The sequence below is a fragment of the Pedobacter sp. 22163 genome (assembly GCF_052045595.1).
GTDB lineage: Bacteria > Bacteroidota > Bacteroidia > Sphingobacteriales > Sphingobacteriaceae > Pedobacter.
In genome coordinates, this window is the sequence record NZ_JBQEPM010000001.1 from 81,291 (window position 1) to 94,264 (window position 12,974).

Consider the following 12,974-nt stretch of genomic DNA (forward strand, 5'->3'; position numbering starts at 1 on the left):
TATATTCAAATAGGGTTGATACTTAAATAACATTGTATTATCTAAATAGTTTGTGATTTCCTCAATTTACGCTTAATAAAGCCAAAACAATCTGATTTGGACACTTGTTAGTAAGTAAATATTTAACTATGAGATCAATATGGAAAGGTTCTATTGGATTTGGTTTGGTAAACATTCCAATTAAGTTGTTTTCTGCTGTCCAGAATAGTAATCTCGATTTAGATATGCTCGATGAGCGTGATCACGCAAAGATTAAATTTTTAAGGGTGAATGAAAATACCCATAAAGAAGTGCCTTATGAGAAGATCGTTAGAGGTTATTTTTTAAAAGACAGATACATTATTTTAGATAAGCACGATTTTGAAGAGGCTGCACCTGAAAAAACTAAAATCATCGAATTGGAGAACTTTGTGGATATAAAAGACATTAATCCTGTTTATTATGAAACTTCTTATTACACCGAGCCAGAAAAGCAGGGCAAAAAAGCTTATGGATTATTGCTAAAGGCCCTAGAGAAATCGGGTAAGGCCGGAGTGGCCAGATTTGTACTGCGGAATACAGAAAATCTTTGTGTTATCCATCCCATGGAACATGTAATTGTGATTACTAAAATCAGGTTTGAGCAGGAAATAAGAAGTTTATCAGAAATTAACAAGGTTGATGATATTACCATCACTAAAAAAGAGATGGATGTGGGCTTGGCCTTGATTAAACAATACAGCTCCAAATTCGACTTGAGCGCCTTTAAAGATGATTACAGTAGCGAACTATTGAAAATTATCAAAGCAAAGTCTAAAGGCAAACGTGCGACTGTTAAAAAGATGAAACCACAAAAAGCCACAAGTGATGATCTGTATGATCAATTGATGCAGAGTTTGGGCTCGAAGAAAGGCGCTTAATTAGGTTTAGCGGTTAGCGTAAAGGGTTTAGAATTGTACTACAAACAAAAATACATTGGGGCTTGAGGCAATGGAGTAGTTAGACAAATCCGATAAATAATTTAACCACAGCTATTAAGGATGGACACAGATACGGAAATCCGTTTTTACCTGTGTCCATCTGCGGTTAAAACGCTCAGCGCAAAACGCCATGCAAGAACAACCCTGGAGTAAACACCACTCCAGGGTGTTTTTTATTTAAAAGCAGCCTTCAGTTGATCCGCGGCATAGGTCTGAGCAGCTTTTGCTTCTGGTACAAGCAAGGCCATACCAAAAAACTCATGTGTTACGCCTTCATAATTTTTACTGCTCACTTTTACCCCGGCCGCTTTCAATTTATCAGCAAGTATTACACCATCATCGTGTAAAGGATCTATTTCGGCTGTAATAATAGTAGTTGATGGAAGCCCTTTTAAATTGGCATTAACCAATGATATTTTAGGGTCTTGCGCTTCAATCATTGTATTTAGATATTTCTCGGTAAACCAGCCCATCATTGCTTTGTTCAGCGGTTTGGCTTTTTCATACATTTTATACGATTCAGTGTTCATATCTGCTTGAGCAATGGGATAGATCAAAACCTGGTATACGGGAAGCATAATGTGTTTGTCTCTGGCCATAATAGATACATTTGCTGCTAAATTTCCACCTGCACTTTCACCAACAACTGCAATCTTAGCTGGATCGGCTTTTAAATCTACCGCATTTTTAACTGCCCATTCGTAAGCTGTAAAAGCATCGTTATGCGCCGTAGGGAACTTGTTTTCGGGTGCCAAACGGTAAGCTACAGAAACCACAATTGCACCAACCTGCTCTGCCAAAGCCTGTGCAGATGCATTATAAACATCTAAATTGGCAATAACGAAACCACCGCCATGGTAATAAACAATTAATGGATAAGGCCCGCTGCCGGCTTTTGGCGTGTAAATGCGCAAATGGATTTTGCCTCCGCTAACATCAATATCTTTCCCCATGGTATCTACCTTAGCGGCTGGTATGGTTATATTGTTTTGTTTTGCCAAATCCATTACGGCATCGGTTGGTGTATGATTTTTGCGTGCATCGGCAGCACTTAAAGTTTCTAAAGGTTTATCTCCATAGCTATTTAATTTTTCTATTACAGCCTGCATTTCTGGCTTTATTGTTTTTCCCCATTCAGGAGCAGGGCCGGCAGGTTTTAATGCTGCAGTTACTGAAGAGTCGCTTATGGTCGAATCTGTAATCGCAGTCGTTTTTGTTCCGCCTGTACAAGCAGCAATACAAACAGCCACAGCACAAATAAATGAAGCAGGTTTTAACCAGTTAGTTTTCATAGGATTGTTTTATTTTATAAATGTCGTTTGTATAACAGTATCAGTAAGATAGTGTTTTTGTTACCACTCAACTTTTCAGAATTTATTTAAATGGCAAACATCTTGATGAATTAGTGTGTTCTTAAATAAATGAAATAATTATGCTAACAGAAATAACAGGGCTACCAGATCATATTTTTGGCGTAAGAGCTACCGGAGAGGTAACAAGCGATGATGTAAAGAGCGTTTTATTAACAGGTTTGAAAAGAACCGCTGAACGATTTAAAGAAATCAGATATCTATTGGTTTTAGAAACTGATGTGAAAAATTTTACAGCAGGTGCCTGGGTACAGGATGTTAAAGCGGGTTTAGAAAATTTCACCAAATGGAAAAAAATAGCCGTAGTAAGCGCCGAAAAAGGAGTTGAGTGGTTTACTGATATTTTCACAGTGGCTACGCCAGGTAAATCTAAAGGCTTTAAACCAGAAGAAATAGAAGAAGCGAAAGCCTGGCTGAATGCTGAAGATTAAAGATTAAAAAAGATGAAAAATTCTAAAACATCGGCAGAAAGTAGCAAGGCTACTGCACCGAAAAATGCAAAAGCTAAAGGTGCTGATGATAAAGTAACATCAGCCAAAGATGCCAAGAAAGTAAATGTAACTAAAGATGCTCCCGTTAAACATAAAAAACCTTAATAGATAGAAGCAAATTCCTAGTTTATGAAGACTGATGCCAGTAATATCGAGCATTTTTATGATAAAGCCTACGATTGGATAATTGAAAAAGGACCATCTGTAATTTTAGGTATAGTATTGCTTATTTTAGGCTTATGGCTAATTAAGCTGCTGGGAAAATGGATGCAGGGTGGTATGCACCGCAAAGATATAAATCCATCACTGCGGCCATTTTTAACCAGTTTATTACTCATTACCCTAAGGGTTTTACTGGTGCTTACAGTAATGCAGATTATTGGCATTCAGCTTACTTTTTTAACGGTACTTATTGGTGGTATTGGGGTTGCGGCAGGCTTGGCTTTATCGGGTACACTGCAAAATTTTGCCAGTGGAGTATTGATTTTACTGTTGAAACCTTTCGTTGTAGGTGATAATATCATTGCACAAAGTCAGGAAGGGACGGTAACATCGATCCAGATATTTTATACCATTGTTAAAACATTTGATAACAGAACTGTAGTTATTCCAAATGGTAAATTATCAAACGAAGTGATTATCAATATCAGCAGAGAGGGTAGCAGGAGGTTGGATATTGAAATGAAGTTTAGCTATGGTATCGATTATGAACAGATCGTGACTATTTTTAATAAAACCGTTGATGAATTTAAAGATTGTCTCAAAACACCAGAAAGAAGAATCGGTGTGTCTGCTTTAGAAGATAGTGGATTTAAAGTAAATTTAAATGTTTGGGTTAAAGCACACGGTTTTACAGATACTAAACTTTCTTTTCTGGAAGTGCTGATGAAAAACTTAAAACTGGGAGGAATAAAATTACCGGGTATGGCCGAATAAATACTTACTTTCTCAATAATGCGTAAATCTTATCCATCAATTCATCTATGTTAAAAGGCTTAGCCATAAAATCATCAGCTTCCATACCATTTAAAGTATAATTGTTGGCATTATAACGGGCAGAAATCATTAAAACGGGGATATGCTGTGTAGCTACGGTATCTTTGAGTTCTTTTAAAAGTACCCTTCCATCAGCATCGGGCAGCATAATATCCATAATTATTACATCCGGATTAAATTTCTGAACATGGTTAATAAAATCAGCACCTTTGTTTAGTCCATCAACGTTAAAAGCTTCGCTTTCTAAAATAAGGGTTATAACATCAAGGATTGCATGATTATCTTCGATAACCAAAATATTCTTCTTTGCCAAGGTTGAGATGATTTTTAAATTTCAAACAAATATATAATAAAAAATAAATCTCAAAACCGAATTTTCCAAAATAGAGACATTCTAAAAAAAGGATTAATATTTGTTAATTCGTGCAATTAAATAAATACGCTGCAATATCAAAATACATATGACTAAATTTTCTGTTGACCTAAACAACTGCGATAAAGAACCCATCCATATTCCGGGTAAAATTCAATCACATGGCTTTTTAGTAGCAGTTGATAAGAACAACCTATCGATTACCTACATTAGTGAAAACGTAGCAGTCTTTTTAGCGGAAGAAGCTAAAAGTCTATTAAACAAACAACTTTCGGTCTTAAACCAGTTTATTAAACAACAAGATCCAGCGTTTAATATCGAAGAATTACTTAAGCTGGGCATTATCCGTAAAAGCTTTGATGCAATTAGTCCACATCCGGTTGAAATCAATGGCCTTTCTTTTTATCTGATTATTTCTTCTTCAGAAAGTGATTGGCTTTTAGAATTTGAGCCAGTAACCTTACAATTCGATATTCAGCGTTCTATAGGTCGCTCTGCTTCATCTATGCTTCAGGGGAAAAGTATTTCAGCGCTGTTAAAAGGTGCTGCTCAGGAGGTAAAAAAACTGATCAATTACGATCGGATTATGATCTATAAATTTTTAGAAGATGGTCATGGCGAAGTTGTAGCAGAAGAAAAAGAAGCAGATTTAGAACCATTTTTTGGATTGCATTACCCTGCATCTGATATTCCTAAACAGGCTCGAGCGCTTTATAAACTCAATCTGACCAGGTTAATTGCAGATGTAAATATAACTGATTCGCCAATTCTAACTTTTAAAGAAAACGAAGCACTCGATCTAACCAATGGTAGTTTACGCGCCGTATCGCCCATACATATTCAATATCTGAAGAATATGGGTGTTCATTCGAGTTTTAGCATATCCTTAATCGCTCATGGCGAATTATGGGGATTAATTGCCTGCCATAACTATAGTCCTAAGTTTATTGACTATAAAGCCAGAGAAGGTGCTAAGTTAATCGGGCAGATCCTTTCTTCAGCGTTAGAATACCGCCAGGAAGAAGAAGATGCAACCGTTATTGAGCAATTTAAAAGTACTGCCAATGTTCTTTTAGAACATTTAAACCGTGATAAATATTTAATTGAGGCCGTAACTACCCATAAAAGAACCATTTTAGATGCAACCAAAGCTTCAGGGGTGGCCATTATTTTCGAAAATGAGCTTAAAACTATTGGAAATGTACCATCAGAAGAAGAAATAAGAGAACTCGTTGAATGGTTAAAAACGACCAATGATGAATCGATATATTATACCCATCGATTGTCTGAAATCCATTCTCCAGCTAAAAAATACAAGTCAATAGCCTCTGGACTTCTTTCTTGCATGCTAAATAAAGAAATGGGTGAAATGATTATCTGGTTTAAGCCCGAAATCATTACCACAGTGAATTGGGCTGGAAATCCCGAAAAACCTGTGGTTCCTTCAGAAAATGGCTTGTTAAGCCTATCTCCCCGTAAATCGTTCGAAACCTGGTCGCAGGTTGTTAATAATACATCTGAAAAATGGATGGCTGAAGAAATTGCCTCGGTTTTAAGGATACGCGAAATTATTATTACCGACATCAATAAAAAGGCCAACGAAATTAGGCTGCTCAATGAAAAGCTACAGGCTGCTTACGAAGAATTAGATACTTTTAGCTATACGGTTTCGCACGATTTAAGAACACCATTAACCTCGATAAAAACTTATGCTGAGCTTATGCTTAAAAATAAGAGCATTGATGAAAATGGCCAAAAAATGTTGGGTAGGATTTTAATAGGAGCAGATAAAATGAATTTCTTAATTAAAGAGATCCTAAATCTAGCAAGAGTTGGCCGTTCTGAAATAAATTTTGAAACAGTTGATATAACATCGCTGTTAAAAGAAATAAAAAGCGAAGTTTGGTCGGCCTTTAAAGCAGACCGTACCGAATTAGTTGTGGGGGAACTTGCAAATATAAAAGGAGACAAAACCATGATAGCGCAGGTTTTTACAAACTTGATTGGTAACGCAGTAAAATACTCTGCCATGGTTGACAAACCTAAAGTAGAGGTTTCTGCGTATATAGATGGAGGGGAGACTATCTATGCTGTTAAAGATAATGGAATAGGAATCGACAACCGTTATTACGACCGGGTTTTTGAGCTTTTTAAGCGCATGGATAATGTTAAGGAAATAGAAGGAACAGGAGTGGGACTAGCAATTGTAAAAAGGGTTGTAGAAAAACACAACGGCAGGGTTTGGTTTGAGAGTAAGTTAAACGTAGGATCTACATTTTTTGTTGCTTTTAAAAACAGATAAAATGAAAACACCAGATATATTTTATGTTGAGGATGATATAGACTATGCATTTTTTATGCAAAGTGCTGTACAAGAGGTTAAGGATACCCTTATTTTAACTATAATTGAGGATGGGGCAGAAGCATTACAAAAACTTCAGCATTTTGCTGAAAGTAAAATCAAACCTAAATTAATTTTGCTTGACTTGAATCTGCCCGGACTATCGGGATTAGATCTGTTAAAATTTATACGGGATATTCCTTATCTCAAAACGATACCTGTAATTTTGTTCTCTACGTCTGATAATCCTGATGATGTAAAAGCGTCAATAGAGTTTGGTGCCAATGCCTATCTTACCAAACCTGATGGTTACGAGAGCTTGCTTAAATGTGTACATTCTGTACACGATTTTTGGTTTAACCAACATTTGAGGTTAAATTAAAATTTATAAACCATATGGAGAGATTCGGACATCAAATCCGGATCTTTTCTTTTTAATAATTAAATTCCCAAATATGATTGCCAATTTATTGAGAACTGAAACAGCAGAAAACCATAAAACATTAGAATCCTTAATGTTTGTGAATGAGATTATGAACAATTCTTTAAGCATTGATCAGTATAAAAAGCTGTTAACCATTAATTATATTATTCACCAGAAATTAGAGAATGCGCTCGCAAATATGTTGGATGCAGCTATTGCCGAGCAATTAGAAATGAAAAGCAGATTGAAACTCACTGCTTTAGAAGAAGACTTAAAATATTGGAATATAGATAGCTTAACATTGCCAGGTTTAGATTTTGAATTGTTTGTTCCAGAAAAAAATACAGCCGAAGTTTTGGGTGCGCTGTATGTGTTAGAAGGGGCTACATTGGGCGGAAACGTAATTAAAAGGCATATTTTAGCCAATCCAAATTTTAAAGATAAGGATGGAGGCCTAAATTATTATGGCGTTTACGGCGATGAGCTGAGTACGAAATGGAAAATATTTGTCTCTGTCATAAACCAGACGGTTACTGAGGCAGATTATAAACGCTGTATAAATAGCGCCAATTTAACCTTCAACAACCTGATCAACTTATCGAAACAACTGAATTAAGTTGTCAGATTTTGATCTCAAAATCCAAAAAAATACCTCTATAATAGTGCCAGGGCATTTTTTTGATTGTGTAAATGTGCAAAACTTCTTTCAAATAAATATTTGCTTTCTGTTGTTAATTCAAGGTAAATATGTATTATTGAAAAAATAAATTTTTTAAACCTTAAAAACATCAATTAGCGATGGAAAAATTCTCAAAAGTTAAAGCTGCTGTTGCTGCTATTGAAGCAGATGTAGAAAAATTTTATAATGCTGGCAATGCAGCTGCTGGTACTCGTGTGCGTAAAGCAATGCAAGATCTTAAAGTTTTAGCACAAGAAATCCGTGCAGAAGTAACTGACAAGAAAAACTCTGGAAAATAATATTTCGCGAGTAAGAAACAAAAAGGGTTCTGGTATGCCAGGGCCCTTTTTGCATTTATAATGTTTCTTATTACAATTTCTAACGGCATAACGCTAGTCCGCGCATCGTCACCCTGAACTTTTCAGGGGCTTCTTGTAGTATGATAGATGCTGACCACGGAGTAGCTACAAACAATTGAAAATACCATTTCTGCTTGTAAAGCAAGTTCGGCATGACGCCTGTAAACTAATAAGCCCTATAAAAAGATAAAGCTCCCCATCGCGGAGAGCCTATATCCAACTAACAAAACATATTTTTTTATTTGTATTTATTAATATAAAAAATTAATTATCTCCATGATGGTATTACCGTGATGCTGTTGCCTCCGTTAGAAGTTAAGCTTACTGCGCTGTTTGTTTCAGGATAATAGGTTGCTCGATCGTTCCCATAATACATTGGAAAGAAAAATTCGTAATCTTTGTTGATAGGTAAGTTATATGGATCATCAGGACCAAAAAGCATTGCTGAAAATCTAATATTTGAATCTGGATGGTCAAGAATTATTTTTATATTATTTCCTATCAATAGTCCGTTGTTATCAAATACTTCTGTTTTGGTTACAGTATATGTATTTGCTGAAGTTGCAATTGTCGGAGGAACAACTATTTCATTACTATAGCTTAAAGCACCGGAAGCGACTGCTAAAACTCGCCTGTAGGTTCCGCCATCTGTCATTAGGCCAGATATTAATCCACCATTAACTTCATTGCCTGAAATAATGTAACCATTTAATGTCACACCTTGGAAAACTCCATTGGCATTTTTCTTTTCATATGTTGTAGTATATATTTCTCCCGAACTAACAATAGCCTTTGTTCCTACCACACCTAAATGATTTCCTCCATTGTCATAAAGGCTGAGTATATTATTCGTAATCGTTACAACAACCGGGGGGGGCACAACATATATACCATATCGAGTTGTAGAGTAACTTACGCGATTTATATTTTGATTGTCCAAAAATTCAAATTTAACAACCAGTTTGCCATTTTGCTTATTAGATGGTAGTGATGCATCAATATCTTCTAAAATAGCCTGATTTTGGCTGTAATTTGAAGATGTGACATTCACTGTCTTCAGTAATACCGAAGAAGGATCATCTGGAATGTTAGAATCTGCACTTTGGTTCTCAGTATAATATAAAGAAACCTTACAATTACCCGAAACATACCCGCCAGAAGAAGATACGCCCCTGGTAGTAATAATTATGAATTTAAAAGTAGTAGCAACTGAGGTGTTTGGTACTTTAAGCGTTGTACTGTTTTGCAAGTAGTTCTGTCCAATTTGAAACGTTTGTAAAGTAACCTGTGCATTTGATGTTAAAGCCAACACTATGAGGGCTAGAAAAATAAAGAGCTGTTTCTTCATATTAGTTTTCATAAGTAGCTATATATTCATTTGACCTGTCATGTTCCAGCAGTGCATCGGCTAAACTTTTATGAAACCATCCGTATACAACAAATTCTTGTTTCTTTTCGTCAAAGACAATTTGATCATTTGGTGCGCCTGTAGTTATAGAAACGTACTTTAGAAGTTTTGTGAATTCGGCTTCAGATATTTTTGTTGTCTGAGAAACGGGTTCAATTTTGGTTTCATCCTTTTTGCATCCTGCAAAAGCCATGCTGATTAATAAAACAACAGTCCCAATTTTGAACATGGGTAATTTTAATTTAGATTTCATAGATAGATTATTAATTTATTATTTAACTTATTTTCATTTTTATCCCTTTTTTACCAATTTATATTCGATTACTGGTTTACCGCGTTCACCACCGTCACCAGAAATGTAACTGTTGAATTTCAGTTTATAATAATTGCCAGCGGCATCTTTAATAATATAGCAAAGATCACTTTTAACTGCACCGCCCGTACCAGCTTGGCTAGGAGAAGTTCTCCAGGTTGTCCCAATTAGATCTTTTGCCGGTAGAAAAGTAAGAGCGGCTAAATCTGCTTCTGTAAATGTTGCGTAAGCATCTTTTTTAGATACCATTGCCGCACTTACACCGCCTAAGTTATTGATTGAAACAAAATCCTGAACCCAATAAGGCGAGCCTAAGCCAGAATTAGATGTACTATAACTCCAAGAAATGTCCCAAGCCGTTTTTACTGGTTCTGCCTGAACAATTTTGTTGTTTTCCAACGAAACAAAGACTAGGTTATAATCGGTACTTTTAGGTACATCCAAAGTCTTTATAACCGTTTCATTAAGTCTGGCATATTGAATTTTGTAACCTGAACCGTTACGTGTAACCTTCAATTTAAACCATTTATCTTTATCTTTATTTCCTTCGTAGCTTAATAAATAAACTTTGTTTTCGGCTTCCGTCGCACTTACTTCAGCAAATACCGTTTTAGTAATATTTCCATCCCATGAATCGGCTAATGATACCGTAAGCGGATCCAAAATATCATGATTCAAATTAACTGCTGTGCCCGGATCTGCTAGTGTAACCGCCGTGATGTCAGTTTTGGATGTTGCTGTTGCTGTAGTTTGATATGAAGGATTAAGAACTACTCTAAATTTGCCGTCAGAGGTTAATCCGATATTGAAACTTTTTCTATCTACAAAAGTTTGTTTATCAGCGCTAAAGTCTACGTAAACGATATTAGTATAATTTGATTCAGCAGTCTTGCCGCTTAATGTTAAAGTACTTCCATCAGATGGTGGAACTACAACAATAGGTTCATCTGTATCTTTTTTACAGGCTGTAAATGTTACTGCCAAAAAAGCGACAGCGACTATTGAGTTAAATTTATTCATATTATTGTGATTATATTGTTTTTTATTAAAGTTTATACCAGTTATAACTTAGTCCTAATACATAAGAGCGACCATAACTATACGGCACTGCAGCTCCACCTGTGCTATGCGCGCCACCGCTATTAGCTGAACTATTGGCGAGCTGCGTAACATTAAATAGGTTTTTAATGCCTATATTAATGGTTAAAGATTTAAATAGATTTTTGTTCAGCATTAAATCAGCCGTATGGAAATCGCCAATCTTTACCAATGTTGCAGTATTGTTTGTGGCAAGCTGATAACTAGGTAAACTGCCTGTGTATTTATAAAACAGGCTAATGCCCCCGTTTATCTTCGGAAAAGTATAGGTAATGTTCGAGTTTACCTCTGTGGCCCAGGCAAATTCCGGAGCCTCTATATCATTGTCTTCCGGCAGATCGTTATATCGTCCGATATACGATAGCCCAAGCGTAGCCTGAAGATTTTTAAAGATCAACGTGTTTTCTAGAGTTCCACCAGTTGTTTTGTATTTTGATACATTGATTGGTGTAGTGATCGATGTGTTTGTAGGAGAAAAACCAAATTCGATACGATTTTTAAACAAATTGTAAAAACCTGATAGGGTAGAGCGAAATTGAAAATCCCTTTCTTGCAAGCCCGCCCAAGCAAAGGAACCATTAAAACTGTTCGATTGTTCTGCCTTTAAATTGGGATTACCTAATATGGTGTGACTGGCATCTACAAAATCATAATACAATTCTCTAAGCGCCGGAGAGCGGAAACCTCTGGCGTAAGCCAAACGAAGATCCAAATTTTTAGCCAAAGCAAATTTAGTATTTAAAGAAGGGATAACAGGGGGGGCATCATAAACCGAATTTTTGATGAATCTTAATCCCGGTCTAATGTTTATGCCCTCTGCAAATCTAATTTCAGCAGAAATAAAGGCGGCATAATCGTTTATTACAGGCGATCCGCTAATTCTTTGCCCACTTGCTGCGTCTCTATTATACTCAACACCCGGTTGGAAAGAAACAGATTTGTTTAAGGTGTAAATTGCTGTAGCTCTGAATATGGTAGAATTAAATTTAGCCACATCCTGCTCACCTAAACCTGGTGAAAGTTCTTCAGTATTATTGCTAAAATCATGAATAACCGTCCTCGTGGCCCGATCAAGTTTTGTAAAACCTGCGATAGCAGATAGTTGTAATTTACTGCTAAATTTATACTCCGATTGAAGCTGTTGGGTATACCTGTGTGTTGTATAAGTTTGTAATATTCCCTTATAATTGTTTGGATTTAATCCGTTGCGTACAAAAATATCTTCCTTTAATCCATCAAAACGGTACCAGATACTAAAATTATTATTGCGATAGCCCATTTTTGCGTTACCCAAAAACTGTTCTTTAGGTTTCCAACGGTTAGGTACAGTATTAACTTCAGCTATAGTGGCTGTTTTACTGGCTAAGTTCCATCCTCCAAAATCATTATGGGTAAAACCTGCAAGCACACTCCAGCCCTTATTCTTCCAGTTGGCACTGATATTTTGGATATGGTTTCCCTTTTCTGATAAAAATTCATATTCATTGCCCGCCGTTTCTTCCTGTACCCTTGCCGATAAATTCAAAAGTGATTTCCCGGCGGTTTTAGTTATGATATTAATTACACCAGCCAGCGCATCAGTGCCATACACAACAGACATCGGACCTTCTACAATTTCTATCCTTTCGATGGTGTTAATGTCGATTTGGTTTAAACTTTCGCGGGCATCAGACCGGTCTACCATCGGTACACCATCCAATAAAATTTTAATATTCCGTCCTGTCATTCCCATTAAAGAAACATCGGTTGTGCCTAAAGTTAAATCATTGCTAAAACGGAAACCCAACTCTGTATTTAAAATCTGTTGCACATTGGTGGCAGCTCTAAGTTTTATCCGCTCGGCAGTGATTGTCCTGACATTGTATACCGAATTTCTTAAAGTTTGCGGTCCATATTGCCCTGTAACAACCACATCTTTTAAATCATTTGCCTTTGTAGTATCAACTTTAATTTCTTGAGCCACAGTAACAAATCCACAAAGCGATAAGGCAATTGATAAATATATCTTCATTTATTTAGACTAATTATAAATAATTGTGCAAATTTGTAGATAATCAGAAAAAACAGATAACGCTAAACGGATAATTAATACCGCTAAACGGATTAAATAAATATGGAACCATCAATGATTTTTTCATCACACAATGTGATGAAAAAATCATG

Annotated in this window: 14 protein-coding genes; 8 read left to right on the forward strand and 6 right to left on the reverse strand. The window is 36.1% G+C overall.

Features of this window, described 5'->3' with window-relative positions; all coding sequences use genetic code 11:
- The first annotated feature begins 128 nt into the window (after nucleotides 1-128).
- A complete protein-coding gene (gene ku / locus ACTJKN_RS00310) occupies nucleotides 129-899 on the forward strand; it encodes a non-homologous end joining protein Ku (RefSeq protein ID WP_440821658.1) in 771 nt (256 codons plus the stop codon).
- Nucleotides 900-1,132: 233 nt separating this feature from the next.
- On the opposite strand, the gene ACTJKN_RS00315 is transcribed toward ku, so the two are convergent.
- Nucleotides 1,133-2,251 carry an alpha/beta hydrolase gene (locus ACTJKN_RS00315; protein ID WP_440821660.1) on the reverse strand — a complete coding sequence of 373 codons (1,119 nt, stop codon included), beginning with the start codon at nucleotides 2,249-2,251 and terminating at the stop codon, nucleotides 1,133-1,135.
- A 140-nt stretch (nucleotides 2,252-2,391) separates the two neighbouring features.
- Here ACTJKN_RS00315 and ACTJKN_RS00320 point away from each other — a divergent pair, with 140 nt between their 5' ends.
- Genes ACTJKN_RS00320 through ACTJKN_RS00330 form a run of 3 tightly spaced genes read left to right on the forward strand, consistent with a single transcriptional unit; the run spans nucleotide 2,392 to nucleotide 3,756 of the window.
- Complete coding sequence (locus tag ACTJKN_RS00320; RefSeq protein ID WP_057934396.1) at nucleotides 2,392-2,760, forward strand: STAS/SEC14 domain-containing protein; 369 nt, start codon at nucleotides 2,392-2,394, stop codon at nucleotides 2,758-2,760.
- 12 nt (nucleotides 2,761-2,772) lie between these two features.
- Nucleotides 2,773-2,925: a hypothetical protein gene (locus tag ACTJKN_RS00325; RefSeq protein WP_165456547.1), complete on the forward strand. Its 153-nt coding sequence runs from the start codon at nucleotides 2,773-2,775 to the stop codon at nucleotides 2,923-2,925.
- Between the two features lie 24 nt (nucleotides 2,926-2,949).
- Complete coding sequence (locus tag ACTJKN_RS00330) at nucleotides 2,950-3,756, forward strand: mechanosensitive ion channel family protein (protein ID WP_440821663.1); 807 nt, start codon at nucleotides 2,950-2,952, stop codon at nucleotides 3,754-3,756.
- 4 nt (nucleotides 3,757-3,760) lie between these two features.
- Here the strand turns inward: ACTJKN_RS00330 and ACTJKN_RS00335 are convergent, their stop codons facing one another.
- Nucleotides 3,761-4,129, reverse strand: a complete 369-nt coding sequence (locus ACTJKN_RS00335; protein WP_440821664.1) for a response regulator transcription factor — start codon at nucleotides 4,127-4,129, stop codon at nucleotides 3,761-3,763.
- A 148-nt stretch (nucleotides 4,130-4,277) separates the two neighbouring features.
- Here ACTJKN_RS00335 and ACTJKN_RS00340 point away from each other — a divergent pair, with 148 nt between their 5' ends.
- From ACTJKN_RS00340 to ACTJKN_RS00355, 4 genes are all read left to right on the forward strand, one after another.
- Nucleotides 4,278-6,491, forward strand: coding sequence for an ATP-binding protein (locus tag ACTJKN_RS00340; protein WP_440821666.1), 2,214 nt, complete (start codon nucleotides 4,278-4,280; stop codon nucleotides 6,489-6,491).
- Between the two features lies 1 nt (nucleotide 6,492).
- Entirely contained in the window at nucleotides 6,493-6,912 is a 420-nt protein-coding gene (locus tag ACTJKN_RS00345) for a response regulator (protein ID WP_440821668.1), read from the forward strand.
- Nucleotides 6,913-6,985: 73 nt separating this feature from the next.
- Complete coding sequence (locus ACTJKN_RS00350) at nucleotides 6,986-7,570, forward strand: biliverdin-producing heme oxygenase (protein WP_440821670.1); 585 nt, start codon at nucleotides 6,986-6,988, stop codon at nucleotides 7,568-7,570.
- A gap of 182 nt (nucleotides 7,571-7,752) precedes the next feature.
- Nucleotides 7,753-7,932 carry a hypothetical protein gene (locus ACTJKN_RS00355; protein WP_010602585.1) on the forward strand — a complete coding sequence of 60 codons (180 nt, stop codon included), beginning with the start codon at nucleotides 7,753-7,755 and terminating at the stop codon, nucleotides 7,930-7,932.
- A 328-nt stretch (nucleotides 7,933-8,260) separates the two neighbouring features.
- Here ACTJKN_RS00355 and ACTJKN_RS00360 read toward each other — a convergent pair whose 3' ends face one another.
- Genes ACTJKN_RS00360 through ACTJKN_RS00375 form a run of 4 tightly spaced genes read right to left on the reverse strand, consistent with a single transcriptional unit; the run spans nucleotide 8,261 to nucleotide 12,822 of the window.
- Nucleotides 8,261-9,340, reverse strand: coding sequence for a hypothetical protein (locus ACTJKN_RS00360; protein WP_440821673.1), 1,080 nt, complete (start codon nucleotides 9,338-9,340; stop codon nucleotides 8,261-8,263).
- 1 nt (nucleotide 9,341) lies between these two features.
- Entirely contained in the window at nucleotides 9,342-9,653 is a 312-nt protein-coding gene (locus ACTJKN_RS00365) for a hypothetical protein (protein ID WP_440821674.1), read from the reverse strand.
- 39 nt (nucleotides 9,654-9,692) lie between these two features.
- A complete protein-coding gene (locus ACTJKN_RS00370; protein WP_440821676.1) occupies nucleotides 9,693-10,733 on the reverse strand; it encodes an HmuY family protein in 1,041 nt (346 codons plus the stop codon).
- Nucleotides 10,734-10,758: 25 nt separating this feature from the next.
- On the reverse strand, nucleotides 10,759-12,822 hold the full coding sequence (locus ACTJKN_RS00375) for a TonB-dependent receptor plug domain-containing protein (protein WP_440821678.1): 2,064 nt from the start codon (nucleotides 12,820-12,822) through the stop codon (nucleotides 10,759-10,761).
- Nucleotides 12,823-12,974 lie beyond the last annotated feature (152 nt).

Excerpts from the sequence above, each read along its gene's own strand:
- ACTJKN_RS00370 (WP_440821676.1), bottom strand. The coding sequence starts at position 10,733 with ATGAATAAATTTAACTCAATAGTCGCTGTCGCTTTTTTGGCAGTAACA.
- ACTJKN_RS00330 (WP_440821663.1), top strand. The coding sequence starts at position 2,950 with ATGAAGACTGATGCCAGTAATATCGAGCATTTTTATGATAAAGCCTAC.
- ACTJKN_RS00375 (WP_440821678.1), bottom strand. The coding sequence starts at position 12,822 with ATGAAGATATATTTATCAATTGCCTTATCGCTTTGTGGATTTGTTACT.
- ACTJKN_RS00365 (WP_440821674.1), bottom strand. The coding sequence starts at position 9,653 with ATGAAATCTAAATTAAAATTACCCATGTTCAAAATTGGGACTGTTGTT.
- ACTJKN_RS00315 (WP_440821660.1), bottom strand. The coding sequence starts at position 2,251 with ATGAAAACTAACTGGTTAAAACCTGCTTCATTTATTTGTGCTGTGGCT.
- ACTJKN_RS00320 (WP_057934396.1), top strand. The coding sequence starts at position 2,392 with ATGCTAACAGAAATAACAGGGCTACCAGATCATATTTTTGGCGTAAGA.
- ACTJKN_RS00345 (WP_440821668.1), top strand. The coding sequence starts at position 6,493 with ATGAAAACACCAGATATATTTTATGTTGAGGATGATATAGACTATGCA.
- ACTJKN_RS00325 (WP_165456547.1), top strand. The coding sequence starts at position 2,773 with ATGAAAAATTCTAAAACATCGGCAGAAAGTAGCAAGGCTACTGCACCG.
- ku (WP_440821658.1), top strand. The coding sequence starts at position 129 with ATGAGATCAATATGGAAAGGTTCTATTGGATTTGGTTTGGTAAACATT.
- ACTJKN_RS00350 (WP_440821670.1), top strand. The coding sequence starts at position 6,986 with ATGATTGCCAATTTATTGAGAACTGAAACAGCAGAAAACCATAAAACA.
- ACTJKN_RS00360 (WP_440821673.1), bottom strand. The coding sequence starts at position 9,340 with ATGAAGAAACAGCTCTTTATTTTTCTAGCCCTCATAGTGTTGGCTTTA.
- ACTJKN_RS00355 (WP_010602585.1), top strand. The coding sequence starts at position 7,753 with ATGGAAAAATTCTCAAAAGTTAAAGCTGCTGTTGCTGCTATTGAAGCA.
- ACTJKN_RS00340 (WP_440821666.1), top strand. The coding sequence starts at position 4,278 with ATGACTAAATTTTCTGTTGACCTAAACAACTGCGATAAAGAACCCATC.